The organism is Actinocorallia aurea, assembly GCF_054783995.1.
Genome location: NZ_BAAGPQ010000032.1, coordinates 91,559 through 116,074, shown reverse-complemented (window position 1 = coordinate 116,074; position 24,516 = coordinate 91,559). Strand labels below are relative to the sequence as shown.

Below are 24,516 nucleotides of genomic sequence, written 5' to 3'. Positions count from 1 at the left end.
AACGGGACAGCGATCTTACCACTCCATGATATCCGGACATTCCGTACGGTCACCACTGCGCAACGTGTGGCATATTCCTCTGCAAATGGGAGGAATGTCGTAAGTTGACACGACCCGGGATCAAGCTTCACTCGCCTGAAACAGACGCGACCTACTCTGCCGAGCCATGGCGGACATCTTCGATGACTATCAGCCCGCGGCGGCCTGGGACGAGATGTTCGAACGTGCCGGAGTGCCCCGGGCGGCCTACGGGCCCGTCCTCGCGGCGCTGCAACCGCTGGACCCCGCCGAGTTGCGCTTCCGGGCGGACCAGCTGGCACGCGTCTTCACCGACCGCGGCGTCACCTTCGACTACGCGGGGGAGGAGCGGCCGTTCCCCCTCGACCTGATCCCCAGAGTGATCGACGCACTGGAGTGGCCCACCCTGGAGCGCGGCGTCCGGCAGCGGGTCCTGGCCCTGGAGGCCTTCCTCGCCGACGTCTACGGGCCCGGCGAGATCTTCAAGGACGGCCTCGTGCCGTGGCGGCTGATCTGCACCTCGGCGCACTTCCACCGCGAGGTGAGCGGGCTCACGCCCCCGAACGGGGTGCGCGCCCACGTCTCCGGCATCGACCTCATCCGCGACGAGGACGGCCGCTTCCGCGTCCTCGAAGACAACGTCCGCACCCCGTCGGGCGTGAGCTACGTCATGGAGAACCGGCTGGCGATGACCCGGACTTTCCCCGGGCTCTTCGCCGAACAGCACGTCCACCCCGTCGACGAGTACCCGGCCCGCCTACTGGCCGCCCTGCGCGCGTCCGCCCCCCGCGACGTCTCCGACCCCGTGGTGGCGGTCCTCACACCCGGTGTGGGCAACGCCGCGTACTTCGAGCACACCCTCCTGGCCCGTCTGATGGGCGTTGAACTCGTCGAAGGCCGCGACCTGATCTGCGCAGGCAACCGCGTCTACATACAGACGACGCAAGGGCGCCGCCCCGTCCACGTCATCTACCGGCGGATCGACGACGCCTACCTCGACCCGCTGCACTTCAACGCGGGCAGCGTCATCGGGTGCCCCGGCATCGTCAACGCCGCGCGGGCCGGCAACGTCACGATCGCCAACGCGGTCGGCAACGGCGTCGCCGACGACAAGCTGATCTACACCTACGTGCCCGAGATGATCCGGTACTACCTCGGTGAGGAGCCCGTCCTGGCCAACGTCGAGTCCTACCGGCTGGACGACCCCGACGTCAGCTCCTGGGTCCTCGACCGGCTCGACCGGCTCGTCCTCAAGCCCGTCGACGGCGCGGGCGGCAAGGGCATCGTGATCGGCCCGCACGCCGACGCCGCGACGCTGGAGGCGCTGCACGCGACCGTGACGGCGGACCCGCGCGGCTGGCTCGCCCAGCGTCCCGTCTCGCTGTCGACCGTGCCGACCCTCACCGACCGCGGACCGGCGCCCCGCCACGTCGACCTGCGCCCGTTCGCGGTCAACGACGGCGAGGACGTGTGGGTGCTGCCCGGCGGGCTCACCCGCGTCGCGCTGCCCGAAGGGGAACTCGTCGTGAACTCCTCCCAAGGCGGCGGCTCCAAGGACACCTGGGTGCTCGCCAATGACAGGTCGGCCGCTCAGGCCGCCGAGCACCCGCCCCTCCCACTGCCGCGTGCCTACGCCGACGTCACGGTTCCACAAGGCGGACCCGGCTACGGCGGAAAGATGGAAGGAGTGCAGCAGCAGTGAGCACAGGACTGCTCAGCCGGATCGCCGAGACCCTCTTCTGGATCGGCCGCTACGTCGAGCGCGCCGACGACACCGCCCGCATCCTCGACGTCCACCTGCACCGGATGCTGGAGGAGCCGTCCGCCGACGTGGACGCCGGATGCCGCGCGCTGCTGGCCATCCTGGGCGTGCCGCCGGGCGACACCGCCATCGACATAGGCACTGTCCTCACCCGGCTCGCCTACGACGACGGCACCCCTTCGGCCATCACCGGCGCGCTCCAGGCGGCCCGCACAGGGGGCCGGAGCGTACGCGAGGTCATCTCCACCGAGATGTGGGAGTGCCTGAACGTCACCTGGCACGAGCTCGACGGGCGCCGCCGCGCCGCCGAGCGGCTCGGGCCGCACGCGTTCCTGCGCTACGTCAGGGAGCGGGCCGCGCTGTTCTCCGGCCTCGCCGACGCGACCATGAGCCGCGACGAGGGCTGGCACTTCCTCGTTCTAGGGCGCAGCGTCGAGCGGATCGACATGACGGCCCGACTGCTTTCGCTGCGGATGCCTTCGGCTTCCTACGCGCCCGACTGGTCGATGCTCCTCAGGGCCAGCGGGGCCGACGAGTCCTACATCCGCACCCATGGCGGCACCGGGGAGCCGCGCCTTGTGGCGGCGTTCCTCATGCTGGACAGGCTGTTCCCCCGTTCGGTCCTGCACGCGCTCACCCTGGCCGAGGACTGCCTGGCCGTCCTGGACCCCGACCCGGCGCGCGCCGGGTTCACCGACGCCGCGCGCCGCCCCATCGGCCAGCTGCGCACCCGCCTGGAGTACACCGACGCGGCGCTCCTGCTGGAGCAGCTGCCGGAGCTGCTCACGGCGCTGCAGAACACGTGCGTGCGGGCCACCGGGGCGGTCGCGGACAAGTACTTCCAGTACGCGCTCCCCGTGGCCTGGGAACAGGAGGGCTGAGATGGGCTGGCGGCTTCAGATCACGCACACCACCCGCGTCTCCTACGACGGTGACGCGCGCGCGTCCTACAACGAGGTGCGGATGGCGCCTTTGACGCTCCCCGGGCAGACCGTCCTCGGTAACCGGCTCACGATCGAGCCGCACGTGCCCGTCTGGTCGTACTGGGACTACTGGGGAAGCGAAGTGGCGTCCTTCGACCTCCAGGCGAACCACCACGGACTGGTCCTGGTGGCGCGCAGCACCGTGGAGACGAGCGCGCCGGCTCCGCTGCCGGACTCCCCGAGCTGGGCGGAGCTGCCCGCTTGTGTGGAGAGCCTCCGGCTGGAGGAGTACCTCGCGTCCACCGAGCACACCGCCCTGTCGGACGAGCTGGCCAAGCAGGTCCGCGCCCTTGCGAAGGGGACGGAGCCGCACGAGGCGGCCCTGCTCGTGTCCGGTTGGGTACGCGACCGGCTCGCCTACGTGCCGGGGGCGACGAGCGTCTACACGGGCGCGCAGGAGGCGTGGCAGGACGGCAGGGGCGTCTGCCAGGACTTCGCGCACCTCACCGTGGGGATGCTCCGGGTGCTGGGCCTGCCCGCGCGCTATGTCTCGGGCTACCTGCACCCCGACCCTTCGGCCTCTCCGGGAGACACCCTGGAAGGCCAGAGTCACGCGTGGATCGAGTACTGGGCGGGCGACTGGGTGGCGCACGACCCGACCAACGGCGTCCCCGTCGGCGAGTGCCACGTGACCGTCGCGCGGGGCCGCGACTACGCCGACGTGCCGCCGCTGAAGGGCATCTACCACGGCGCCCCCAGCAGCACCATGGACGTGCGCGTGGAGGTCACCAGGCTGAGCTGAGGGGCTTGCGGGCCCCTGACCGCGCGCCCCGCCGGTCAGGGGCCTTCCGTGCCGTCAGGAGCTCGCGAGGCAGCCGGCGACGCCGCCGGTGCGGCCCTGGCCGAAGGCGCTCACGCGCTCGATGGAGTCGCCGTGGCTGGACGGGTCGGCCCAGGGGCTCTCGTCGCCGAGGGTGGTCAGGCCCGCGCTGATCTCGGCGGTGTCGCCGGGCTCCCAGGTGAGGGTGCCGTCGGTGGTCGAGCCGTAGAGGACCGCGCCGGCCATGCAGTCGGCCTGGAGCTCGCCGGCCACGTCCACAAGGCTGTCGTCGAGGCGGTTCTGGATCGCGTGCGCCCACTCGTGCGCGACGACCAGGTAGATCCAGGCGTCGCCCTGGGCGTAGCCCTCGCGCATGAGGTTGAAGTCCCAGGCGACGTAGTCCTCGCCGATGCAGTAGTAGGCGTTCATCTCGGCGGCGGGCTCGCCCGAGCAGGTGAAGCGCTCGGGGTCGTTGCCGGAGTAGGAGCCCCACACCTGCGGCGGCGTGTAGGTGCCGGTGAAGTACTCGCTCCAGTGCGTCTGCCAGTAGGTGTTGACGACCTCGACGGCGTCGTTGATCTCCTGGGTCACCTCGGCGTCGGAGAAGCTCTGGTTGGCGGTCGGGACGCCGGGCTCTTCGGTGGCGGGGCCGTCGCCGGTCTGCTGGGCGTCGGGCTTCACCGTGGTCCCGGAGGTCGGCTGGACGGTGGCCGCCGGGTCGGGGAACTGGAAGGTGCAGGCGGACGTCGCCAGAACGGCCGTGAGAGTGATCGGGAGGAGGCGCTTGAACAGCATTACTGGATCGCTCCGTGCAGGTCAGGGCGGGGGATCAACCACCTACTCTGACTCCGCGATCCGGTCATAAGTTCTGTGTGCGGGGCACCTTCCCACATCCGTTGTCTTACCGACATAAAGCCGTCCGGGCGTCAGGGAGTCGCTTTCCCGGCATAGGCCATCGGTTCGGTGATGACCCGCTGGAGGATCTGCCCCGCGGCGCCCAGGACCGCGGCGTCGGGGCCGGTGGCGGAGGGGACGAGGTCAGGGAGCGTGGGGCGGAGGCGGGCGAGGCGTTCGGCGAGGACCTCCCGGACGGCAGGGGCGAGCCGGCCGAAGACCGGTGCGTAGATACCGCCGAGGACGATGGTGCCGGGGTCGAGGAGGTTGACGGCCGAGGCGAGCGCGACGCCCAGGGCGTGCCCGGCGCGGCGGCAGGCTTCGAGGGCGGACGGGTCGCCGGAGGAGAGGGCCTCGGGGGAGGGCAGGGCGTCCCGGCCCGCGTAGACCTCAAGGCAGCCGGTCGCCCCGCAGCGGCAGGCAGGGCCCTCGGACGCGACGGCCACATGGCCGAGTTCGCCGGCGACGCCCAGGACGCCCCGGTAGAGGGAGCCCCCGCTGACGAGGCCCGCTCCGACGCCCGTCTCTCCGGAGACGTACAGGAAGTCCGAAGGCGCCCCGCCGAACTCCAATTCCCCGAGGGCCGCCATGTTGGCCTCGTTCTCGACGGTGACGGGCCTGCCGAAGAGGGCGGCGACGTCGACGTCGCGCCAGCCGAGGTTCGGCGCGTTGTGCACCCGGCCCCGTCCGACGGGTCCGGGGATCGCCAGGACGGTGCCCGAGATCAGCAGATCGGAGGCCTCGGAAGCCGCCTCGTCGCCTAGTGCGCGCACGGCCGACAGGACGTCCTCCGGCCGCTCCGCGCGGTTGTCCCGGTGGATCACCTTGCGCACGCGCACCTCGCGCGTCAGGTCGACGACGCAGGCGGCGAGGTAGGCGACGTTGACCTCCAGGCCGAGGGCGGCCACCCGGCCGCCGCTCAGGCTGACCTCGACGCCCGGTCTGCCGCGCTCGCCGCCGGACACGGCAGGGGCCTCGGCCACCAGCCCGGCGTCCAGGAGGTCGGCGACCAGGCGGGACACCGTGGTCTTGGTGAGCCCGGTCAGCTCGGCCAGGGCGGCGCGGGTCAGCGGCCCGCCCCGGGCCACCTCGCCGAGCACGAGGCCGAGGTTCTGCGCGCGCATCGCGCCGTGCCGGACGGGCGCCTGCGTGGGGTTCGCGTGCATGGGCTTGACGATGCCACCTCCATCGGGTCTTATTAAGTTAATATTATGGACTAATTCCCGGTCCAGGGCGGATTCATGCGGTCCGCCCCCGCCTGGCTGCAGAGGAGCCGCACCGTGTCCGCCTACACCCCGAGGCCTGAAGACAAGTTCACGTTCGGTCTGTGGACCGTGGGTTGGGAGGCCCGCGACCCCTTCGGCGACGCCACCCGCGCGCCCCTCGACCCCGTCGAGTCCGTGCACAGGCTCGCCGAACTGGGCGCCTACGGCGTCACCTTCCACGACGACGACCTCCTGGCCGTCGAGAAGGACCGCGCCAAGGCGATCGAGCGGTTCAAGGGCGCCCTGGCCGAGACCGGCCTCAAGGTCCCCATGGCCACCACCAACCTCTTCACCCACCCCGTCTTCAAGGACGGCGCGTTCACCAGCAACGACCGCGACATCCGCCGCCACGCGCTGCGCAAGGTCATCCGCAACATCGACCTCGCCGCCGAGCTGGGCGCCACCACCTACGTGTGCTGGGGAGGCCGGGAGGGCGCGGAGTCCGACGGCGCCAAGGACGTCCGGATCGCGCTGGACCGCTTCAAGGAGTCCTTCGACATCCTCACGTCCTACGTGATCGACAAGGGCTACGACCTCCGCTTCGCGATCGAGCCGAAGCCGAACGAGCCGCGCGGCGACATCCTCCTGCCGACCATCGGCCACGCCCTGGCGTTCATCAACTCGCTGGAGCACCCCGAACTCGTCGGCCTCAACCCCGAGGTCGGCCACGAGCAGATGGCGGGCCTGAACTTCGTCCACGGCATCGCGCAGGCCCTGTGGCACGGCAAGCTGTTCCACATCGACCTGAACGGCCAGCACGGGCCCAAGTACGACCAGGACCTGATCTTCGGCCACGGCGACCTGAAGAGCGCGTTCTTCCTCGTCGACCTCCTGGAGAACGCCGGCTACGAGGGCCCCCGGCACTTCGACTACAAGCCGCTGCGCACCGACATGGACGTGTGGCCGTCGGCCGCCGCCAACATGCGCACCTACCTGATCCTCAAGGAGAAGGCCGCGGCCTACCGGGCCGACCCCGAGGTCGCCGAGGCCCTCGCCGCGAGCCACGCACCCGAGCTGGCCCTCCCGGCGCTCGGCGAAGGCGAGTCCCTCGCCGACCTGCTCGCCGAGGACTTCGACCCCGACGCGGCAGCCCTGCGCGACCGCGCCTACACCCGCCTCAACCAGCTCGCCATCGAGCACCTCCTCGGGGTCCGCGGATGACCGCACCCCGTCTCGTCGCGGGCGTCGACTCCTCCACGCAGAGCTGCAAGGTGGTCGTCCGCGACGCGGAGACCGGCGCCCTCGTCCGCGAGGGCGCCGCGCCCCACCCGCCCGGCACCTCCGTCGCGCCTTCGGCGTGGTGGAGCGCGCTGGAGACGGCCGTGGAGCGCGCGGGCGGCCTCGCCGACGTGTCCGCGCTGTCGGTCGGGGCGCAGCAGCACGGCATGGTCTGCCTGGACTCCTCGGGCGAGGTCGTGCGCGACGCGCTGCTGTGGAACGACACCCGCTCGGCGCCCGACGCGGCCGACCTCGTCGCCGAGAAGGGCGCGCCGTTCTGGGCCGAGGCCGTCGGGAGCGTCCCGGTGGCGTCGTTCACCGTCGGCAAGCTGCGCTGGCTGGCCCGGAGCGAGCCCGAGAGCGCCGCGCGCACCGAGACCGTCTGCCTGCCCCACGACTGGCTGACGTGGCGGCTGACGGGCGAACTCGTCACCGACCGGGGCGACGCCTCGGGCACCGGCTACTTCTCCCCGGCCACGGGCGAGTACCGGACCGACATCCTCGCCGACGCCTTCGGGAAGGTCCCGCGCCTGCCCGAGGTGCTCGCGCCGCGCGCCCAGGCGGGCGAGTGGAACGGGATCGCTGTGGCCCCGGGCACCGGCGACAACATGGCGGCGATGCTCGGCGTCGGCGGCAGGCCCGGCGACGTCGTCGTGTCGATCGGCACGTCCGGGACGGCCTTCGCGGTCGCGTCCGCGCCGAGCGCCGACGTCACGGGCAAGGTCGCCGGGTTCGCCGACGCGACGGGCCGCTACCTGCCGCTGGTGGCGACGCTCAACGCGGCCCGCGTCCTGGACGCGGCCGCCGCGACGCTCCAGGTGTCCCTGCCGGAGCTGAGCGACCTGGCCCTCGCCGCGCCCTCGGGGGCGGACGGCCTGGTCCTCGTCCCTTACCTGGAGGGCGAGCGCACGCCCAACCTCCCGGACGCGACGGGCACCCTCCACGGCATCCGCCTGGCCAACTCCACGGCCGCCCACTTCGCGCGGGCCGCCGTCGAGGGACTGCTGTGCCACCTCGCCGACGCGGTCGCCGCGCTCGGCCTGGAACCCGAGCGGATCCTCCTCATCGGCGGCGGAGCCCGCTCGGAGGCCGTCCGGCGGCTCGCCCCGGCGATCTTCGGCCGCCCGGTCCTGGTGCCGGAACCCGCCGAGTACGTGGCGATCGGCGCGGCCCGCCAGGCGGCCTGGCTGCTCGACGGAGGCGCGGAGCCGCCCGAGTGGGCCGCCGCGGGCACCGTCGAGTGCACGGCCGAGCCGGCGCCTGACGTCCTGGCGCGCTACCGCGAGGTCGCACCCCGCTGAACCCGGGGACCGGGTGCCCCGGAGGGGTGGGCGCCCGGTCCCCGGAGCGTTCCGCGGGGTGGCGGGCCGCTCCGGCGAAGGGCCGGGTGCCACGAGGGGCGGTCAGCCGGCCCCGCCCCGGACCCGCGGTTCGAGAAGGGCCAGCCCTGGGCCGAGGCCGACCAGGAGGCGGCCGGACGGAGTCCACGCACAGGCCAAGGAGGCGTGGGCGAGGCGGCCGGAGGGCGACAGCGGCGACGGGTCCGGCGCGCGCCAGAGTGACAGGACGCGGAAGTGGTTCGTCGCGGCGATCAGGGGCCGGGTGCCGCCGGACACCGCGAGGGCCTGGGCCACCCCGTAGGAGTCGTTCGCGAGCCGTGCGACGATCCTCCCGTCCGAGACCCGGCTGAGCGCCACGCCGCCGGCGTAGGTCGTGCAGGCGAAATGGGCCACTCCGTCGAGTGCGGTGGCGGCCGCCGCGAAGACGTCGCCGCCGGTGCTGACGGTGTCGAGGTAGGCACGGTCCTCGACGGACCAGCGTTCGGGGGAGAGGTTGTGGATCTCGCCCGAGCGCAGGGCGATCGTGCGGTCGCCGTCCCTCATCGCGGCCAGGGCGCAGACCCGGAAGAGGCCGTTCCCGAAACCCCGGCCGAAGGGCGGGGCCGGCGCGGCTCCGGGCTTCCAGGCGCGCACCGATCCGTGCCGGCGGGGGGAGTGCGGGTCGGGAGTGGCGACCCCGGCGAGGATCAGCAGGTCGTCGTCCCCGCCCGTGTGGCAGAGCTCCGTCACCTCCTCGTCCTCCGCGAGCGCGGTCTCGGCGAGCACGGCGCGGTCGGCCAGGGATACCAGGCGCACCCAGCCCGCGCCGCCCAGCACGGCGGCGGGCCGCCCGCCGTACGTCACCAGGTCCAGGGCGCCGACGTCGCCGCCGAGGGGGACCCCCGCGGCGGCGCCGGGGTCGCGGGCGAGCGCGTCGAGGTCCCACAGGTGGGCGTCGCCGTCCTCGTCCAGGGAGACCGCCGCCTCGGCCCCGTCGAGCACGGTGCAGTGCAACGCGCGGACGGGGCCGCCGTGCCAGGCGGGCGCGTCGTCGGGGATCTCGGGATCCCACACCCACGTGTCGCCCGGATCGTCCCGGGACCACGCGAGCGCGGCGTAGGCGAGTGTTCCTTCCGGAGCCGGCAGGAAGCCCCCGCCCGACGCGCCGCATGGCAGCGGATCCCCGACCGGCCGCCCGCTCAGAAGGTCGAGCACGACGGCGGGTCCCGACAGCCGCCCGAGCATGGTGGTGAGGACAGGGTGGCCCGCACCCGGGCCGCGGGTGTTGACCAGGGCCACGGGCCTGCCGCGGAGCAGGCCGAGGCCGCTGACCGGCGCGTCCGGGCCGTCGCCGTCGGACGTCCACAGCGGTGGGCCACCGGCCAGCGGGTACAGCCCGGTCCTGAGCCGCCCGGCGACCAGGGCGTACCCGGCGGCGACGGAGATCGACACGGCCTCCTCGACGCCCTCGAACACCAGGGGCCGCCGCGTCTCCGCACCGGTGCGCGGGTCGCGTACCCGCACGAGCGGTCCGTCGCCCGTCAGCAGGAGGGGATCGCCGTCGAATTCGGCGGCGGCGATCGTGCCCTCGTGCTCCTGAGTCCAGGCGCAGACCTCCGCGCCGGTCTCGGCGTCCCAGACGCGGTACTCGGGCGACCACGGGGCCCGCGCCGCCGCGAGGCAGCGTCCGTCCGCCGCGACGGCGGTGAGATGGCGGGCGGTGTAGGGGAACCCGGTCTCCCATGCGTTCATCAGCTCCATCCCGGGCACCGCATGCATCGCGATGACCGAGCGGCCGCCCTTGGCGGAGACCGTGGACGCGGCGAGGACCACGGGCACTCCGAGCAGCGGGGAGAAGGCCGTCGTGGGCTCCGCCCACTCCTGCCCCGGCTCACCCGCGGCGAAGGCGGTCCTGCCGTCGGGCCGGCGCCAGCCCGGCACCTCCCGGTGGAGCAGCCACCCTTCCGCAGCCACGGCCCGCAGCCGGACCTCTCCGTCGAACGCGTGCACGACCCGTCTCCCGAGCCCGGTCCCCCCGCTCCAGACGACACGCCACCCCTCGCCGCCCCCGCGGAACACCGTCTCCACCGGCACCTCCCGACCCGCCGAGCCCGCAGGCCCCATCCGCGGGCCGCGCCGACCGGTAGACGCCGGAACCCGGCCCGGAGTTCACCCCGTGAAGTCCCTCCGGAGTCGGTCCGCAGGAGCGCACCGCCCGGAGGTCACGCCCGCGTCTTCACCCCGCCCGAGAACGCCCGCCACGCCCGCCGCGACAGCTCCAGCACCCCCTCCCCGGGATTCTTCGAATCCCGCACGGCGACCGTCGCGACCGATGGCGCGTCCGTTCCAGGATTCCGCCGAGAGGCGACCTCCACGCAGTTCAGGCCGCCGTTGTCGCTGTGACTGCTCTTGTGCCAGATCACGGACTCGCGCATGGTGCAGAAACCGCCTCGTCAACATCGGGGGTGGGACATCTCATCGGCGATCCGCTGAATCAGCGCGGCGGAGTCCTCGGGGCTGAGCGCCTTCGCTCGAAGGTGGTCGAAAACTGTCTCATATATCCGTATGTCCGCCGATTGTTCGAGGCAGATCCCTCCTGTCCGATATTCGACGTATACGACGTCAGGGTCCAGGGGTTCGGGGAAACCGAGGACGACGAACCCGTTCTGCATCGAGGGATGGGCGCCCGCGGTGAAAGGGAGGACCTGGACGGTGACGTTGGGAAGCCGTGCGGTTCCCGCGAGCTCCCTCAGCTGGTCCGCCATGACATCGGTGCCGCCGACCTCCCGTCTGAGCGCGGCTTCGCCGAGGATCACCCAGAGGTCGGGAGCGTCGGGGCTGAGGAGGAGCTGCTGCCGCTTCAGCCGCACGGTGACGCGCCGGTCAGCTTCGTCCTGCGTCGGTGCAACGGGGGTCGACCTCATGAGGGCCCGCATGTACCCCTCGGTCTGGAAGAGGCCCGGAACGATCTCGCACTCGTACTCCCTGATCGTCGAAGCCTCCTCTTCGAGCCCGATGTAGATGGTGAACCACTCGGGTATGGCGCGCGAGAACGGCGTCCACCAGCCGCGCTTGCGCGCCTGCTTGGCCACCGTCAGCCAGGCCTCTTTCTCTTCGCCGTCGACGCCGTAGAACTCCAGCATGCGGGCGACGTAAGCCGGAGGCGCTCCGGTGGCGGCGGCTTCGATCTTGGTGATCGTGGAGGGCGCGCAGCTCACGAACTGGGCCACCTGTTCACGGGTCCGGCCGGCTTGGGCGCGCAAACGCCGGAGCTCGCCCGCCAGCCGGCGTCGTCGCACCGTGGGACTGGTCCGTTTCGGCACGGTCTACCACCTTTCGTCTCTCGCGACTTTGGCAAATGGAACTAGTTCCGATTGAAAATGCGAACGCCGCGACTCTCGCTGGGTCACACTCGGAGAGTAACGAGACATGCGCGCTCCGGCTGGAGTTCGGGGGATCTCCCGTGCACGGGGGTGCATCGTCTCGATCGAGAGAACTGGAGTGGTGAAGATGAGTGCTTTTGTCTCTCTTCGGGGTTCGCGGTCCGGGGGGCCGCGGCCGGGCTGGGCGGGGGAGGGCGCGGCGGCGCGGGCGGTGCCCGCGAACGTGACGCGCTTTCTCCTGCTGGCCGACCTGTGCCGGGGGCTGGGCGAGCGGGGATGCCCCTCGTACCTCGTCAATCCCGCGTCGGGCGGGGCGGTGCTGCGGGTCGGGCGGGCGGCGTCCGGGCTGCTCGCGGTCGCCGCGGCCGAACGGGCCGGGGGCTGGGTGTACGCGTGGGGCGGCCGGTGGGCGGACGTCCGCCACCTCGACCAGGTCGCCGCGCATCTCGCCGGGAAGGCCGCCGCGTGACCGGCCCCGGCGCCTGCCCCGGGCGGATGACCGTCGTGCTGCCGGGGGATCTGGCGCACATCGCCCGCGCGCGCCACGTGCTCGGCGCCTGGCTGGGCCGCTCCCACCCCTGGCACGACACGGCGGTGCTGCTCCTGTCGGAGACCCTCGCCAACGCCTGCGCGCACAGCGACTCGCGCCTGCCCGGCGGCCTGGTCGAGTTCACCGCCGAGACCGCGGACCGCGGCGTCCGCATCGGCGTGCTCGACGCGGGAGGAGGCGGCACGCCCCTCGTCGCCCGCCCCGCCGCAAGCGACGACGAGCACGGCCGCGGCCTCTGGCTCCTGAACGCGCTCGCGAAGGAGTGGTCCTCCCGCAGCCTCCCCGACGGCCGCCGCGAGGTGCGCTTCACCGTCGACGCCTGAGGCCTCGCGGGCCGTCAGGAGGCGAGGCGGACCGAGAACCGCAGGCGGCCCCCGGCGAGGTCCGCGACGCCCGGGGAGCCGGGGGTGAAGGTCAGGCGAAGAGGGTGGACAGGGGGAGGAAGGAGTACTCGCCGGGGGAGGAAGAGGAGTCGGCGAGGAGGAGATGGCCGGGGGTGAGGGCGGCGAGCGAGGGGGCGGGAAGGCGGTAGACGGTGTCGGTTCCGGTGTCGAACAGCCATGCGGTGCCGACGGGGTCCTCGGCGGTCCAGGCGGCGAAGCGGCCCGCGGCGACGGGGGCGGTCGCGGTCCGGTGCGGCACCCACTCCTCGCGGGAGCCGTGGCGCAGGCGCAGCTCGTTCCTGCTCACGTCGGTGGAGACGGTCAGGTCGGCGCTCGCCGCCATGACGAAGCGGCCGGCCTCCGAGATCACCGCCTTGCGCGTCCCGTCCGGGGCGAGCCTCAGGATCTGTCCGGGGTCGTCGCCCTTCAGGCTCTGCCTGACGATGACGTCTCCGTCTTCGGCGACGCCCAGCAGCCGCGCGTGCGCGGCCCGGACCGCGGGTTCGGGGTCGGCGACGGCGGCGGAGAAGACCGCCTGGTCGGCGGAGCCGTCGCAGGCCGTCCACCACAGGCGGTCGCCGACGAGGAGGAGGCCGTCGTCCGGGGCGCAGGCCGGCTCCTCGCGCCCGGTCTCGGCGACGACCGACGCGGTCTTCTTCGCGCGGTCGTAGAGCATGACCTTCGCGTCCGTGTAGTTCAGGCCGGGCGTCGCCGCGATCCAGGCGACATGGGCGCCGTCGGCCGCGATCGCCCGGAACTGGGGCGTGTCCCGGGCGTCCTTCGCCGGACGCTGCTCGCGCACCGTCGCCTCGACCTCGCCCGTCTTCGGGTCGACGAGCACGATCGCGTGCGCGCGGGACTCCCCGTCGAGCAGCGACCCGGCCACGAGCCCGTCCGGCGTCACGGTCTTGGCGAGGAGCCGGAGGCCGGGCCGCACCTCGGCGTCGAAGGTCTCCGTCACGGCCTCGGCGAATCCGTGGGTCTCGGCGAGGTCCCGTACGACCGCCGGCGTCGCCGGCGGCGTCGAGGGCTCGGGAGGGGCGGCGGCCGGGGCGGAGGGCGAGCAGGCGGCAGAGGCCGCGACGGAGGCGGCGACGAGACCGAGGGCGAGGCGGCGCAAGTGATCTCCCGGGGCGAGGGTGGGTGAGAATCCCGCGCGAGCCTAGAACGCCGTTCGCCGGAACAGGCATCCGGCTCCGGCACGGTGACCGCGCTACGGGGTGAGTGCGGACAGCGGGAGCAGGTGGACGGTGTCGGGGAGGGAGAAAGCGGCGACGACCTCGCCCGGCGCGGCGGACGGGGCGGGATCCTGACCGGTCGTCCACACCACGTGCGAGCCGCCGAGGACGACGGACCCCGGGGCGCCGGGGAGGCGGAGGGCGGTCCCGGTGCGTCCGTCGTAGAGCCAGCCGGTGTCCGCCGGATCGATCGCGGCCCACGCGGCGAACGGGCCGGAGACGGAGACGGGGCCGGAAGCCGTGTGCGGCAGGACCAGGTCGCGGGCGCCGTCGCGCAGGTGCAGGCGGCCCTCCTCCTCCCCCCAGACCTCCCGCGCGCTGAGCTCGGCGTCGGCGGCGAACCCGTCGGGGCCCGTCTTCACGACGGTCTCCTTCGGCTCGCCCGTGGCGTCGAGCAGGACCACCGGAAGGAGATCAGCGGAGGCGTCCTCGACGAAGGTCTCGCCGCCGCCCGCGAGGCCGCGCAGGATGGCGTTCTTGCGCAGCAGTCCGGGCTCGCGGTCGGCGAGATCGGCCGAGAACACGGCGGGGGCCCGGCCGTTCTTCGCGATGTCGCAGTCCGTCCACCACAGGCGCCCTTCGCCGAGGAAGAGGCGCGAGCCGTCCACGGCGCAGTCGATGTCCGCGCGGCCGGCCGCGACCGCCTCGGTCCGTCCGCTCTCGCGGTCGTGCAGGAAGAGCCGCCAGTCGGTGAAGTCCCCATCCGCGACGCCCTCGACCCAGGCGACATGGCGGTCGTCGGCCGCGACGGGGTCGAACCAGGGTCCGTCCAGGCCGTTCGAGGCGGGGCGCTGCTCGCGCAGCGTCGCGGTGACCTTTCCCGTCTTCGGATCGGCCAGCACCAGCGCGTGCTGCCGGGCGTCGGCGTCGACGAGCGATCCGGCGACGAGTCCGTCGCCGGTCACCGCCGCGGGCACCAGCGTCAGCCCCGGACGCATCTCGGCGCCGAAAGCGACGGTTGCGGTCGCCGCCTCCGGGTGCGCCTCATCGAGCCCGCGCACGACGGGTGCGCCGCTCGCCGCGGGCGACGCGGCCGACGGGGCGGCGACCGGCGGCTCGGCCGTCGAGCAGGCGGCGAGGGCCACGGTCGAGAGGGAGAGGAGCAGGGCGAGGCGGCGCAAGGTGTCTCCAAAGGGGCAACAGGAACAGCTGTGCCACCTTAGGCCGTCCGGATACTAAAGGGCGGTTTCGATCTGTCGCTTCTCACGCGCGGTCGGGCCGTGAGACTCCAGCGCCAGCGGGAGGCCGAGGGCGGCGGCCGCGTCGGCGGGGGAGGAGATCTTGCCGGTGTAGACGGGGCGCTCGGTGAGGAGGGCGCCGGTCAGGGACTCCTGGGCCGTCAGGTCGGCGTGCAGGGGGAGCTCGGCGTAGTTCTCGTAGGCGGTGCAGAGTCGGACGTCGGCGGCGTCGGCGTGGGTGACGGCCAGGACGTCGGCGCCGCCGGAGGCGCGGAGGGCGTAGCGCAGGGCGACGGCGTCGAAGTGGCCGCAGCGGAACGCGCCCTGCCAGGTGGCGGCGGTGTTGTGCGGCTCCGGGAAGGACAGGTCGCGGTCTTCGGTGACGAAGGGGCCGTAGCCGTGGCGGGTCGCGTACTTGCGGACGACGCCGAGGCGCAAGGCGTCCGCTCCGTCCAGGAGTTCCAGGGCGTTCGCGAAGGTGGTCGTCGACCAGGTCGTGTAGGGGTGGAAGCCGTGGAGCTCGTCCAGCAGGACGCCCTGCGCGCCCTCGAACACCACGGGACCTTCGGCCAGCAGACTGCGCAGGTGGGGATCGCCGACGATCTCGACGGCCGAAGCGAAGGCGGTCAAGGCCGCCGCGCAGTCGTCGACCGGAGGAACCTCGGCCGAGGGGAACTCTTCCAGGACCCGCGCGCGCAGCGCCGTCAGCGACCGCCTGAGCCGGGCGGGTGACAGGCAGTCGGCCACGCGCGGCGCGTCCGGGTGCTCCAGCGCGTACCGGGCGGTCTCGCCCACGCCCATGCCGCACGAGCCGTGCCGGGCCGCGCCGCGGGCCAGCTCCCTGGCCCGGTTGGCGGCGCGGTGGTACGGCGTGGTGAGCAGGGCGTCTCCCTCGACGGTCAGTCTGTCCAGCGCGTCCGGGACGCCCACCGCGCGCAGGTGGTCGGCTTCGGCGGCGAGCGCCAGGGGGTCGACCATCATGAACCGCGACAGGTGGGTCCGCACGCCGGGGGTGAAGGTGCCGGACCCGAACTGCGCGAAGGTGTGGTGCCGCCCGTCCGGCGTCACCACGTTGTGGGCGGCCTGCGCGCCGCCGTTGAACCGGACCACCGCGCGGACCGGCCGCGCGCCCTCCCGGGCGCACAGCCAGTCCACGACGGTGCCCTTGCCGGCGTCGCCGTACCCGAGGTCGGCGACGATCACATGCCCGTCGCTCACAGCCGGGTCGTCCCGCGCGGCACGTCGTCGCCGAGGTCCAGCGGGGCGCTGGTCCGGGCGACGGCGCCCCGGTCGAGCGGCGCGAGCGCCCGCGACACGGCCGCGCCCGCGGTCGAGCCGACCTCGGCGAGGTGGTCGAGCCCCTCGTGCAGGTCGATCGCGTCCTCGGCGAGCCCGATCGTCAGCGCGACGGTCTCGCACACGGCGTTCAGATCATCCAGGAACAGCACGTTCTGGCCGAGCAGTCCGCGCCAGAACTCGGTGAGCTTCGGGTCGTCGCCGTGGAACGTCCCGGCCGGGATGATGTAGTACACATCCCACTTCTCGGTGAGTTCGCGGACTATGTCCGCCACCGGGATGTCGGCCTTGAGGTCGTCGCCGATGATCCGCTTGACCTCGGTCTTCTTCACCTTGGCGTAAGCGAGCTCGTCGCCCATGAGGAACAGGTAGCCGCGCTTGCGGCGCTTGTCCCAGCAGTCCGCCGCGGTGTGCCGGGCCATGAAGTACAGCGCGAGCTCGTACGACTCGGTCATCTGGCCGCCGCCTCCGCCTTCCAGCAGGATGCGGCCGAGGTCGTCGTCCATCCGGTTGTCGGACTCGAACTGGCCGACCTGGAGCGGGGCGCGGTCGCAGGTGGCGTCGCCGATCGCGCCGAAGAGGATCTGCGGGTCGGCCACGTAGCCCTTGCGCTGGAGCAGCCCCAGCAGGTTCGGCAGCTTCGTCTGCAGCGCCCGCGGGACGGTGCGCATCGAGCCGGTGACGTCGAAGAGGACGGCGATGGCGAGCGACTCGGGGTGGTCGTCGCCGTCCCGGCTCTCCCGGAAGGCGACGTCGAGGGGGTTGAGGGCGTCGTGGACGTGCCGGGCGCCGGAGTCGCTGTGCGCGAAGGCGCTCTTGCCGGTGGCCTTGCGGTAGCTCGCGGCGGCGTCGTAGACGTTGGTCGACCAGGTTCCGCTTCCCATGTCGGGGGTCCTTTCGTGTGGGGGATCAGAGGGTGAAGGGCCGGAAGACGCGCGGCCCGTAGAGGCGTTCCAGCAGTTCGTCGAACTCGCCGAGCAGCGCCCAGGCGTCGTCCGGCCTGCGGTGCGGCGACGGGTTCGTGCAGCCGCGGGCGAAGGCGCGCATCGGCGCGGGGGCCAGTGGGCCCATCAGGTGCGTCATGCAGCGGGTCGCCATGAAGAGGTCGAAGGCGGGGGTACCGGGCTCCTCCGCCTTGGGCGGGCCGGTGATCTCGGGCGGGTAGAGCGACGCCCAGGCGTCCACGACGAGCGGGATCCGGCCGGGCGGGTCGGTGACGGACTGGCCCCAGCCGACCAGGACGAGCCCGTGCAGCTCCGGATGGATCATGACGTGCCCGGGCAGCACGGCCCCGTGCACGACCCCGGCGCGGTGCGCGAACCCGAGGGCGACCAGGAGCCTGCGCCACATCCAGGCGGCGTCGCGCGGGTCGAGTCCGCCGGGCCGGGCCGCGGCCACCTCGGCGAGGGTGTGGAAGCCCTCGTGGCGCGAGAGGATCGCGCCACGCCTGCCGTCGTGCCGGATGCTCTCGACGAGCCTGGGCACGTAGGGCAGGTACCGGGGATCGCCCTGCTCGGCGAGCCGCCTGAGCGCGCTCGCCTCGCGGTCCATGAGGTCGCCGTCGGCCGGGTCGCGCGGCAGTTTGAGCAGCGCCTCGGTCCCGTCCTCGCCGGTGAGGGCGAAGAGGTCGGCGACGTCCCCGCGGGCGATCCGCGCGCCGACGCGGTAGGCGCCGCGCCGGGTGGTGAGGACGGTCCCGCCCGTGTGGGCGCGCCACTTGTCGGTCAGCCGGGCGAACGCGGCGGGGTCCGCGCCCGTGTCGGGGTGCAGCAGCCGCGCCAGCCGGCGGTAGCGGCGCTGCGCCTCGCGCTCGTCGGCCCCGAAGATCTCGGCGGCGGGCCGGTCGAGCAGCGCGACGGCCTCCTCGCGCGTCATCTGATGTCCTCTTCCGAAGCGGGCCGCAGCAGGGCGGGGTGGAGGAGCCTGGCGTCTCCGGCGCGGTAGAGGCGGGCGCGCGGCCCGCCCTTGCGGCCGCCGGACGCGGTGGTGTCGCCGGTGCCCTCGATGAAGCCGGGGACCGACAGCACCTTGCGGTGGAAGTTGCCGGCGTGCAGGGACTCGTCCCAGACGCACTCGTAGACGGCGCGCAGCTCGGGGATCGTGAACGTCTCCGGTAGGAAGGCCGTGGCCAGCGGGGTGTATTCGAGCTTGCCGCGCGCGCGCTCAAGGCCGTCGGACAGGATGCGCGCGTGGTCGAAGGCGAGCCGCCGGGTGGCGCCCGGAGGCTGCGCGCCCGAGGCCGTCAGCCCGAGGGAGGCGACGGGAGTCCAGGCGGCGTCCGAGGCGTCGCTGCCCGCGCGCGGGTCGGGCATCTCGGGGCCGAACGCGAGGTAGGCGACCGAGACGATCGGCATGCGCGGGTCGCGTCCGGGGTCGCCGTAGGAGGCGAGCTGCTCCAGGTGGACCCGGCCGGGCGACCGCAGGCCGGTCTCCTCGGCCAGCTCCCGCGCCGCCGCCTGGTCCAGGTTCTCCTCGCCGACCTTGACGAACCCGCCCGGCAGCGCCCAGCGGCCCTTGAAGGGAGCCTCACCGCGCTCGACGAGCAGGACGTGCAGGACGCCGTCCCGGATGGTCAGCGCCACGACGTCGACGGTGACGGCCACCGCGGGGTAGCGCGAGGGGTCGTAGTCGGCGAGGAAGGCTTCTTCCGTCACGGTGGCTCCCGGTTCATCGGTCTCAGAGGTGTCATTCTCGAAGTGAGTTCTTCTCGATATGAGTACAACATAACGCACCCCGCGCACCGTGTCCAGTTGTTACGATCAAGGCAGCGGGAGGAGCCCTCGATGGCGCAGGCGTATGTGCAGGTGACCACCACGACGGACGAGCGCGCGGAGGCGGGTGAACTGGCCACGGCGGCCGTGGCCGAGCGGCTCGCGGCGTGCGCCCAGGTCGTGGGCCCGATCTCCAGCACCTACTGGTGGGAAGGGGAGATCGAGACCGCCGAGGAGTACATGGTGGTCTTCAAGACCACCGCGGACACGTTTCCGCAGCTCGCGCAGCTGATCGCCGAGCGGCACTCCTACGAGACGCCCGAGATCATCGCCACCGCGATCACCGCGGGAAGTGCCGACTACCTCGCCTGGGTCGCCGAGCAGACCGGCGACGACGACGAGGACGAGGAACTCCTGGAGGCCGCCGACGAGGACGACCTGGAGATCGTCGAGTGACCGGGCACCTGGCGCGCGCCCTCGGCGTCGTGGCGCACTCCCGGGTGCTCCTGGTCGGTGCGCCCGCCGCCTTCGACCTCGGCGAGCTGCCCGCCGACGTCCTGCTCACCTCCGCCCTGCCCGGCACGCCGGGCCCGGGCGCCGGCGAGCCCTCCTGGAACGTCGTCGTCGCCTTCTGCGCCGACCTGCCCGCCCTGGAGGAGGTCCTTCCCGAGGTGGCCACGGTCCTTGCCCCGTCCGGCACCCTCTGCCTGGCCTGGCCCGCGAACGGCCCCCTCGCCGAGGACGCCGTCCGCGCCGAGGCCCACGGCCACGCCCTCACCACCGGCGAGCACACCTGGGAGATCGCCCCGGCGTGGACCGCGCTGCGCTTCGCACGCGCCTGACCCGTCCAAACCTCGGAACCGGCAAAGGGTTGGTGTTTGCCGAGGCGGGCGTACGGTGACATATGCGGGTATATGAGCTGGGTCACTCTGAGGAGGGGACGTGGCGGATCACGGGATGTTCGGGCCCGGGTCGGTGACGTGGCGGGTGATGGCCGAGCCGGTGCTGGCCGTCGGCGGGTTCCGGGCGCTGCTGCTCCAGGCGCTGCACCCGCACTCGATGTGGGGGACCGCCCAGAACTCGGACCTCATGGACAAGGACGCGGCGTGGGCGCGGCTCGGGCGGACGATCGAGTTCGTCCGGATCCGGACCTGGGAGCCGACGGACGAGGTCGAGCGGATCGGCCGGCGTATCCGGAACCTGCACTCGCGCCTCAGCGGGGTCGACCCGCGGACCGGCGAGACCTTCCCCGTCGACGACCCCGAGAACCTGCTGTGGGTGCACATGGGCGAGGTGGACTCCTACCTCGACATCGCCCGCCGCGCCGGGATCCCGCTCACCAAGGCCGACCGCGACCGCTTCGTCGACGAGCAGCGCAGGTCCGCCGCCGTCGTCGGCCTCGACCCGGCCGGGGTGCCCGCCTCCGTCGCGGAGATGGCCGACTACTACGAGGGGATGCGCCCGCACCTGTTCGCCTGCGACGAGGCCAAGGAGGGCCTGCGCAGGCTGTTCAACCCGCCGGTGCCGTCGCCCTACCTGCCGCTGAAGCTCGCCGCCCCCGGCATCGCGGCCCTCACCGTCTCGACCCTTCCGCGCTGGGCCCGCCGCATGTACGGCCTGCCGGGCCTGCCGACCACGGACCTCGCGACGACCCTCGCCCTCAAGGGCCTGTACCGGACGACCCACCTGGTGCCGCCGGGCCTGCGCTACGGCCCCGACGCCAAGCGGGCCCACGGGCTGACGAGGGACTCCCTCAACCCCGCCGCATGAGCCTGCCCACCGCGGCCATCAGCTCGGTGGACATCTCCTCGGACTTGCCCTCGTGCGCGCCCTCGGTGACGCAGTGCCGCACGTGCCCGTCGAGAAGGCCGAGCGCCACCTTGTCGAGGGCCGCCTGCACCGCGCTGATCTGGGTGAGGACGTCGATGCAGTAGCGGTCGTCGGCGACCATGCGCTCGATTCCGCGCACCTGGCCCTCGATCCGCCGCAGCCGCGCCTGGAGGTCGTCCTTGGTGGCGGTGTAGCCGCGCGTGGTCATGGCGGTCCTCTACGTGTCGGGGGCGCCGGAGGGAGGGGCGCGGAGGCCGGCGTCGGGGGCGGGGTGCTCCAGCCTACCCAACCCCTCAGGGGTATGCTCGACCCGGATTCGCATACCCCTACCCGGTAGGTGTTCCATCTGCCGGCGGCACGGAGGATGATCGGGATGACCCAGCGCACCTACACCGTCCAGGGCATGACCTGCGGCCACTGCCAGGCCTCGGTCACCGAGGAGGTCGGCGAGGTCGCCGGCGTCACCGAGGTGGCCGTCGACCTCGCGGGCGGACTGGTGACGGTCTCCGGCGACGGCTTCACCGACGACGCCGTCCGCGCCGCCGTCGAAGAGGCCGGCTACGCCGTCGTCTGACAAGACGCCCGTACGGCGGGCGGCCTTAGGCGGACGGTGGGATGTTCCAGGACGTGATGACCTCGCGGCCGTGTTCGAAGCCGAGGGTGCTCGCGGTGCCGGTGTCCAGGGCGAAGAGCCGTCCGTCGCGCGCGGGCAGGCCCAGCCACCGCGCGGTGAGGATCCGCAGGACGTGCCCGTGCGCGACCAGCGCCACGTCGCCTTCGGCCAGGTGCCCCCTGGCCCTGGCGATCACCAGGTCGCACCGGTCGCCCACGGCCTCGACGGTCTCGCCGGGGGTCGCGCCGGGCACGACGCCGTCCTTCCAGATCCACCAGCCGGGCAGGTCCCGGCCGATCTCGGCGGTGGTGCGGCCTTCGTAGCCGCCGTAGTCCCACTCCCAGAGGTCGGGTTCGATCTCCGGGGAGGGCACCCCGGCCAGTTCGGCGGTCCGTCGTGCGCGCGCGGCGGGCGAGCAGAAGGCGACGGCGATGTCGCGCCGGGCCACCCAGGGGGCGAGGGCCTTGGCCTGCTCCTCGCCCCGCGGGGTCAGCGGGATGTCGGTCCTGCCGGTGTGCTTGCGGGTCCGGCTCCATTCGGTCTCGCCGTGCCGCAGAATGACCAGTTCGCCCATACCGATCATGCTACGCGCGGCCGCCGCAGGTCAGGCCAGCACCTGGGCGGTGGGAGTGAAGCCGAGTCCGTGCGCCTGGGCGACCTTCTCGTGGGTGAGGGCTCCGGCATGGGTGTTGAGGCCGAGCGCGAGCGCCGGATCGTCGCGCAGGGCCCGCTCCCAGCCCTTGTCGGCCAGCGCGAGCGCGTAGGGGAGGGTGACGTTGGTGAGAGCTCGCGTCGAGGTGTTCGGCACGGCCCCCGGCATGTTCGCGACGCAGTAGAACACCGACCCGTGGACGGGATAGGTCGGGTCGGTGTGCGTGGTCGGCCGGGAGTCCTCGAAGCAGCCGCCCTGGTCGATGGCGATGTCGACGAGGACGGAGCCGGGCGTCATCCGGGCGACGAGGGCGTCGGAGATCAGGGTCGGGGCCTTGGCGCCCGGGATGAGGACCGCCCCGATCACCAGGTCGGCCTTGAGCGCCTGCCTTTCGATCTCGTAGGCCGACGACATCAGGGTGGTGATCCGCCCCTGGTGGACCTCGTCGATGCGGCGGAGCCGGTCCATGTTCACGTCCATGATCGTGACATCGGCCCCCATGCCCGCGGCGATCTGCGCGGCGTTCAGCCCGGACACGCCCCCGCCGATGACGAGGACCTTCGCCGGGGAGACTCCGGGGACGCCTCCCGGCAGGACCCCGCGCCCGCCCTCCTGCCGCAGCAGGCACTGCGCGCCGACCTGCGGGGCGAGCCTCCCGGCCACCTCCGACATGGGCGCGAGCAGCGGCAGCGACCCGTTCGGGAGCTGCACCGTCTCGTAGGCGATCGCGGTGACGCCCGCGGCGAGGAGCGCGTCGGTGCAGGCGCGCGAGGCGGCCAGGTGCAGGTAGGTGAACAGGACCTGGCCGCGGCGCATCCGCCCGTACTCGGCCTCGACGGGCTCCTTGACCTTCAGGACGAGGTCGGCCGCCCACGCCTCGGCGGCGGTGTCGACGATCTTGGCCCCGGCGTGCAGGTACTCCTCGTCGGTGATCGACGAGCCGAGGCCCGCGCCCGTCTCGACGCGGACCTCGTGCCCGTGCCTGACGAGCTCGTGCGCCCCCGCGGGCGTGATCGCCACCCGGTACTCGTGGTCCTTGATCTCGCGGGGCACGCCCACCTGGACGCCGCCCGCTCCGCTGCCCGACACAGTGTCCTTCCCGGTGGCACACGGCGCCGTGCCGTCGCCCACCACCTCCAGGGTGCGGCCGGAAGGGCGGGCGGGGACATCGTCACTGTGTAGGGGCGCGGCGCTTCTTCCTGACAAGGTGTCAGCCCAGGTCAGCGTTTGCGGGCGATCCCGCCGTAAAGGAGTCGCCTCGTGGGAATTCTCGGCTTTCCGGGGTGGGTGTCCCGTCAGCGCAGCCACTCTTCGGCGATGGCGAACGTCAGCTCCTCCAGGAGCGGTCCGGCCGCCCGCATGCAGCGCTCGGGGTCGCTCTCGATGTCGCCGAGGGCGTAGGCGGCGCTGATGCGGGCGCGGCGGAGCTGCTCGCCGGTGAGGCTGCGCCGTCCGGCGACCGCCACGACGGGCACGCCCGCGCGGGCCGCCGCCCGGGCCACCCCGACGGGCGCCTTGCCGCGCAGGGTCTGCGGGTCGAGGCTGCCCTCCCCGGTGATCACCAGCCGGGCGCCGCTCAGCGCCTCGGTGAACCCGAGCAGGTCGAGCAGGTAGGAGATGCCGGGCTCGACGCGGGCGCCGAGGAACGCCATGGCCGCGAACCCGACCCCGCCCGCGGCTCCGGCGCCCGGCCTGTCGCGCGACGGCGCGCGGGTGGCGGCCTCGGCGAGGTCGGCCCACCGGCGCAGGCCCGCCTCCAGCACCTGGACGCCCTCGCGGGTCGCGCCCTTCTGCGGCGCGTACACCGCGGCGGCGCCCTGCTTGCCGAGCAGCGGGTTGTCGACGTCGGAGGCGACGACGATCTCGACGCCGCCGAGGTCGGCGAGCCCGCGCAGGTCGAGTGCGTGCAGGCCGCGCAGGGCGGCTCCGCCGGGCGGCAGCGGGACGCCCTTGGCGTCGAGGAGCCGGCCGCCGAGCGCGGTGATCATGCCCGCGCCGCCGTCGGTGCAGGCGCTGCCGCCGAGGCCGAGCACCACGCGCCGCGCGCCGCCGCGGACCGCGGCGAGGATCAGCTCGCCCGTCCCGGCGCTGGTCGCGGTCATGGGCTGGGGTCTGCCTTCGGGCAGCAGGTCCAGGCCTGCGGCCTGGGCGAGCTCGACGACCGCGAGGTCGCCCCGCACGGCGTAGCACGCCTGGACGGGCTGCCCGGTGGGGCCGCGGACCTCGGTGCGGTGGGGGGTGAACCCGGCGGTCACCGCGGCCTCCACGGTGCCCTCGCCGCCGTCGGCGACGGGCAGCGTGGTCACGGGGACGCCGGGGCGGTGCCTGGCCAGCCCGGCGGCGACGTGCCGGGCGACCTGCGAGGCGGTCAGTGAGCCTTTGAACTTGTCCGGGGCGATGAGAACGTGCCCGGTGGGTGAAGCCACCTCGTCGTGCCTTCCTGGCGGATCTTCTAAGGGGATC

At 73.2% G+C, this 24,516-nt stretch carries 26 protein-coding genes; 11 read left to right on the top strand and 15 right to left on the bottom strand.

The genetic code is table 11. From position 1 onward, the window contains the following. Nucleotides 1-166: 166 nt before the first annotated feature. From ACYVOM_RS35305 to ACYVOM_RS35295, 3 genes are read left to right on the top strand one after another with little or no spacing between them, the layout of a single operon-like run. A complete protein-coding gene (locus ACYVOM_RS35305) occupies nucleotides 167-1,720 on the top strand; it encodes a circularly permuted type 2 ATP-grasp protein (RefSeq protein WP_460307935.1) in 1,554 nt (517 codons plus the stop codon). Further along, complete coding sequence (locus ACYVOM_RS35300) at nucleotides 1,717-2,661, top strand: alpha-E domain-containing protein (protein ID WP_460307934.1); 945 nt, start codon at nucleotides 1,717-1,719, stop codon at nucleotides 2,659-2,661. The genes ACYVOM_RS35305 and ACYVOM_RS35300 overlap by 4 nt, the downstream gene beginning before the upstream one ends. A 1-nt stretch (nucleotide 2,662) precedes the next feature. Further along, nucleotides 2,663-3,505, top strand: coding sequence for a transglutaminase family protein (locus ACYVOM_RS35295; RefSeq protein WP_460307933.1), 843 nt, complete (start codon nucleotides 2,663-2,665; stop codon nucleotides 3,503-3,505). Nucleotides 3,506-3,559: 54 nt separating this feature from the next. Here ACYVOM_RS35295 and ACYVOM_RS35290 read toward each other — a convergent pair whose 3' ends face one another. Together ACYVOM_RS35290 and ACYVOM_RS35285 are read right to left on the bottom strand one after the other, a co-directional pair. Continuing rightward, complete coding sequence (locus tag ACYVOM_RS35290) at nucleotides 3,560-4,318, bottom strand: neutral zinc metallopeptidase (RefSeq protein WP_460307932.1); 759 nt, start codon at nucleotides 4,316-4,318, stop codon at nucleotides 3,560-3,562. A 131-nt stretch (nucleotides 4,319-4,449) separates the two neighbouring features. Continuing rightward, nucleotides 4,450-5,583 carry an ROK family transcriptional regulator gene (locus tag ACYVOM_RS35285; RefSeq protein WP_460307931.1) on the bottom strand — a complete coding sequence of 378 codons (1,134 nt, stop codon included), beginning with the start codon at nucleotides 5,581-5,583 and terminating at the stop codon, nucleotides 4,450-4,452. A gap of 114 nt (nucleotides 5,584-5,697) precedes the next feature. Between ACYVOM_RS35285 and xylA the strand changes: the two genes are divergently transcribed. Beyond that, nucleotides 5,698-6,843, top strand: coding sequence for a xylose isomerase (gene xylA / locus ACYVOM_RS35280; protein WP_460307930.1), 1,146 nt, complete (start codon nucleotides 5,698-5,700; stop codon nucleotides 6,841-6,843). Beyond that, nucleotides 6,840-8,201, top strand: a complete 1,362-nt coding sequence (gene xylB, locus ACYVOM_RS35275) for a xylulokinase (protein ID WP_460307929.1) — start codon at nucleotides 6,840-6,842, stop codon at nucleotides 8,199-8,201. Before xylA ends, xylB begins: the two co-directional genes overlap by 4 nt. 102 nt (nucleotides 8,202-8,303) lie before the next feature. On the opposite strand, the gene ACYVOM_RS35270 is transcribed toward xylB, so the two are convergent. The 3 genes from ACYVOM_RS35270 to ACYVOM_RS35260 all read right to left on the bottom strand — a co-directional run bounded on the left by ACYVOM_RS35270 (nucleotide 8,304) and on the right by ACYVOM_RS35260 (nucleotide 11,518). Beyond that, nucleotides 8,304-10,229 carry a WD40 repeat domain-containing protein gene (locus ACYVOM_RS35270; protein WP_460307928.1) on the bottom strand — a complete coding sequence of 642 codons (1,926 nt, stop codon included), beginning with the start codon at nucleotides 10,227-10,229 and terminating at the stop codon, nucleotides 8,304-8,306. 212 nt (nucleotides 10,230-10,441) lie between these two features. Beyond that, nucleotides 10,442-10,654: a DUF397 domain-containing protein gene (locus ACYVOM_RS35265; RefSeq protein ID WP_460307927.1), complete on the bottom strand. Its 213-nt coding sequence runs from the start codon at nucleotides 10,652-10,654 to the stop codon at nucleotides 10,442-10,444. A gap of 18 nt (nucleotides 10,655-10,672) precedes the next feature. After that, nucleotides 10,673-11,518, bottom strand: a complete 846-nt coding sequence (locus ACYVOM_RS35260) for a helix-turn-helix domain-containing protein (RefSeq protein WP_460308009.1) — start codon at nucleotides 11,516-11,518, stop codon at nucleotides 10,673-10,675. Between the two features lie 307 nt (nucleotides 11,519-11,825). Here ACYVOM_RS35260 and ACYVOM_RS35255 point away from each other — a divergent pair, with 307 nt between their 5' ends. Continuing rightward, nucleotides 11,826-12,071 carry a hypothetical protein gene (locus tag ACYVOM_RS35255; RefSeq protein WP_460307926.1) on the top strand — a complete coding sequence of 82 codons (246 nt, stop codon included), beginning with the start codon at nucleotides 11,826-11,828 and terminating at the stop codon, nucleotides 12,069-12,071. Then, nucleotides 12,068-12,475 carry an ATP-binding protein gene (locus tag ACYVOM_RS35250; RefSeq protein ID WP_460307925.1) on the top strand — a complete coding sequence of 136 codons (408 nt, stop codon included), beginning with the start codon at nucleotides 12,068-12,070 and terminating at the stop codon, nucleotides 12,473-12,475. The genes ACYVOM_RS35255 and ACYVOM_RS35250 overlap by 4 nt, the downstream gene beginning before the upstream one ends. A gap of 91 nt (nucleotides 12,476-12,566) precedes the next feature. On the opposite strand, the gene ACYVOM_RS35245 is transcribed toward ACYVOM_RS35250, so the two are convergent. From ACYVOM_RS35245 to ACYVOM_RS35220, 6 genes are all read right to left on the bottom strand, one after another. Further along, a complete protein-coding gene (locus ACYVOM_RS35245; protein WP_460307924.1) occupies nucleotides 12,567-13,655 on the bottom strand; it encodes a hypothetical protein in 1,089 nt (362 codons plus the stop codon). Nucleotides 13,656-13,748: 93 nt separating this feature from the next. Continuing rightward, nucleotides 13,749-14,894, bottom strand: a complete 1,146-nt coding sequence (locus ACYVOM_RS35240) for a hypothetical protein (RefSeq protein ID WP_460307923.1) — start codon at nucleotides 14,892-14,894, stop codon at nucleotides 13,749-13,751. 54 nt (nucleotides 14,895-14,948) lie between these two features. Then, nucleotides 14,949-16,169, bottom strand: a complete 1,221-nt coding sequence (locus ACYVOM_RS35235; RefSeq protein WP_460307922.1) for an adenylosuccinate synthetase — start codon at nucleotides 16,167-16,169, stop codon at nucleotides 14,949-14,951. After that, nucleotides 16,166-17,131, bottom strand: coding sequence for a hypothetical protein (locus ACYVOM_RS35230; protein WP_460307921.1), 966 nt, complete (start codon nucleotides 17,129-17,131; stop codon nucleotides 16,166-16,168). The genes ACYVOM_RS35235 and ACYVOM_RS35230 overlap by 4 nt, the downstream gene beginning before the upstream one ends. A gap of 25 nt (nucleotides 17,132-17,156) precedes the next feature. Continuing rightward, the gene (locus tag ACYVOM_RS35225) at nucleotides 17,157-18,122 is read right to left on the bottom strand and encodes a molecular chaperone DnaJ (RefSeq protein ID WP_460307920.1); all 966 of its coding nucleotides are present in this window, start codon (nucleotides 18,120-18,122) and stop codon (nucleotides 17,157-17,159) included. Next, entirely contained in the window at nucleotides 18,119-18,901 is a 783-nt protein-coding gene (locus ACYVOM_RS35220; RefSeq protein WP_460307919.1) for an NUDIX hydrolase, read from the bottom strand. The genes ACYVOM_RS35225 and ACYVOM_RS35220 overlap by 4 nt, the downstream gene beginning before the upstream one ends. Nucleotides 18,902-19,030: 129 nt before the next feature. On the opposite strand from ACYVOM_RS35220, the gene cutA reads away from it, so the two are divergent. From cutA to ACYVOM_RS35205, 3 genes are all read left to right on the top strand, one after another. Next, nucleotides 19,031-19,414 (top strand): divalent-cation tolerance protein CutA, encoded by a 384-nt coding sequence (cutA, locus tag ACYVOM_RS35215; protein ID WP_460307918.1) that lies wholly within the window; start codon nucleotides 19,031-19,033, stop codon nucleotides 19,412-19,414. After that, entirely contained in the window at nucleotides 19,411-19,800 is a 390-nt protein-coding gene (locus ACYVOM_RS35210; RefSeq protein ID WP_460307917.1) for a hypothetical protein, read from the top strand. Before cutA ends, ACYVOM_RS35210 begins: the two co-directional genes overlap by 4 nt. Before the next feature lie 100 nt (nucleotides 19,801-19,900). Beyond that, nucleotides 19,901-20,728, top strand: coding sequence for an oxygenase MpaB family protein (locus ACYVOM_RS35205; RefSeq protein WP_460307916.1), 828 nt, complete (start codon nucleotides 19,901-19,903; stop codon nucleotides 20,726-20,728). On the opposite strand, the gene ACYVOM_RS35200 is transcribed toward ACYVOM_RS35205, so the two are convergent. Then, nucleotides 20,712-20,996 carry a metal-sensitive transcriptional regulator gene (locus ACYVOM_RS35200; protein ID WP_460307915.1) on the bottom strand — a complete coding sequence of 95 codons (285 nt, stop codon included), beginning with the start codon at nucleotides 20,994-20,996 and terminating at the stop codon, nucleotides 20,712-20,714. The two genes, ACYVOM_RS35205 and ACYVOM_RS35200, sit on opposite strands and share 17 nt — an antisense overlap. A gap of 165 nt (nucleotides 20,997-21,161) precedes the next feature. Between ACYVOM_RS35200 and ACYVOM_RS35195 the strand changes: the two genes are divergently transcribed. After that, nucleotides 21,162-21,362 carry a heavy-metal-associated domain-containing protein gene (locus ACYVOM_RS35195; RefSeq protein ID WP_460307914.1) on the top strand — a complete coding sequence of 67 codons (201 nt, stop codon included), beginning with the start codon at nucleotides 21,162-21,164 and terminating at the stop codon, nucleotides 21,360-21,362. Between the two features lie 25 nt (nucleotides 21,363-21,387). Here the strand turns inward: ACYVOM_RS35195 and ACYVOM_RS35190 are convergent, their stop codons facing one another. The 3 genes from ACYVOM_RS35190 to ACYVOM_RS35180 form a co-directional block, all read right to left on the bottom strand. After that, nucleotides 21,388-21,975 carry a histidine phosphatase family protein gene (locus ACYVOM_RS35190; RefSeq protein WP_460307913.1) on the bottom strand — a complete coding sequence of 196 codons (588 nt, stop codon included), beginning with the start codon at nucleotides 21,973-21,975 and terminating at the stop codon, nucleotides 21,388-21,390. A 30-nt stretch (nucleotides 21,976-22,005) separates the two neighbouring features. Beyond that, nucleotides 22,006-23,142 carry an alanine dehydrogenase gene (ald, locus tag ACYVOM_RS35185; protein ID WP_460307912.1) on the bottom strand — a complete coding sequence of 379 codons (1,137 nt, stop codon included), beginning with the start codon at nucleotides 23,140-23,142 and terminating at the stop codon, nucleotides 22,006-22,008. A 206-nt stretch (nucleotides 23,143-23,348) separates the two neighbouring features. Beyond that, the gene (locus ACYVOM_RS35180; protein WP_460307911.1) at nucleotides 23,349-24,479 is read right to left on the bottom strand and encodes a glycerate kinase; all 1,131 of its coding nucleotides are present in this window, start codon (nucleotides 24,477-24,479) and stop codon (nucleotides 23,349-23,351) included. Nucleotides 24,480-24,516 lie beyond the last annotated feature (37 nt).

Excerpts from the sequence above, each read along its gene's own strand:
- ACYVOM_RS35200 (WP_460307915.1), bottom strand. The coding sequence starts at position 20,996 with ATGACCACGCGCGGCTACACCGCCACCAAGGACGACCTCCAGGCGCGG.
- ACYVOM_RS35195 (WP_460307914.1), top strand. The coding sequence starts at position 21,162 with ATGACCCAGCGCACCTACACCGTCCAGGGCATGACCTGCGGCCACTGC.
- ACYVOM_RS35225 (WP_460307920.1), bottom strand. The coding sequence starts at position 18,122 with ATGACGCGCGAGGAGGCCGTCGCGCTGCTCGACCGGCCCGCCGCCGAG.
- ACYVOM_RS35290 (WP_460307932.1), bottom strand. The coding sequence starts at position 4,318 with ATGCTGTTCAAGCGCCTCCTCCCGATCACTCTCACGGCCGTTCTGGCG.
- ACYVOM_RS35265 (WP_460307927.1), bottom strand. The coding sequence starts at position 10,654 with ATGCGCGAGTCCGTGATCTGGCACAAGAGCAGTCACAGCGACAACGGC.
- ACYVOM_RS35190 (WP_460307913.1), bottom strand. The coding sequence starts at position 21,975 with ATGGGCGAACTGGTCATTCTGCGGCACGGCGAGACCGAATGGAGCCGG.
- ACYVOM_RS35305 (WP_460307935.1), top strand. The coding sequence starts at position 167 with ATGGCGGACATCTTCGATGACTATCAGCCCGCGGCGGCCTGGGACGAG.
- ACYVOM_RS35285 (WP_460307931.1), bottom strand. The coding sequence starts at position 5,583 with ATGCACGCGAACCCCACGCAGGCGCCCGTCCGGCACGGCGCGATGCGC.
- ACYVOM_RS35230 (WP_460307921.1), bottom strand. The coding sequence starts at position 17,131 with ATGGGAAGCGGAACCTGGTCGACCAACGTCTACGACGCCGCCGCGAGC.
- cutA (WP_460307918.1), top strand. The coding sequence starts at position 19,031 with ATGGCGCAGGCGTATGTGCAGGTGACCACCACGACGGACGAGCGCGCG.
- xylB (WP_460307929.1), top strand. The coding sequence starts at position 6,840 with ATGACCGCACCCCGTCTCGTCGCGGGCGTCGACTCCTCCACGCAGAGC.
- ACYVOM_RS35295 (WP_460307933.1), top strand. The coding sequence starts at position 2,663 with ATGGGCTGGCGGCTTCAGATCACGCACACCACCCGCGTCTCCTACGAC.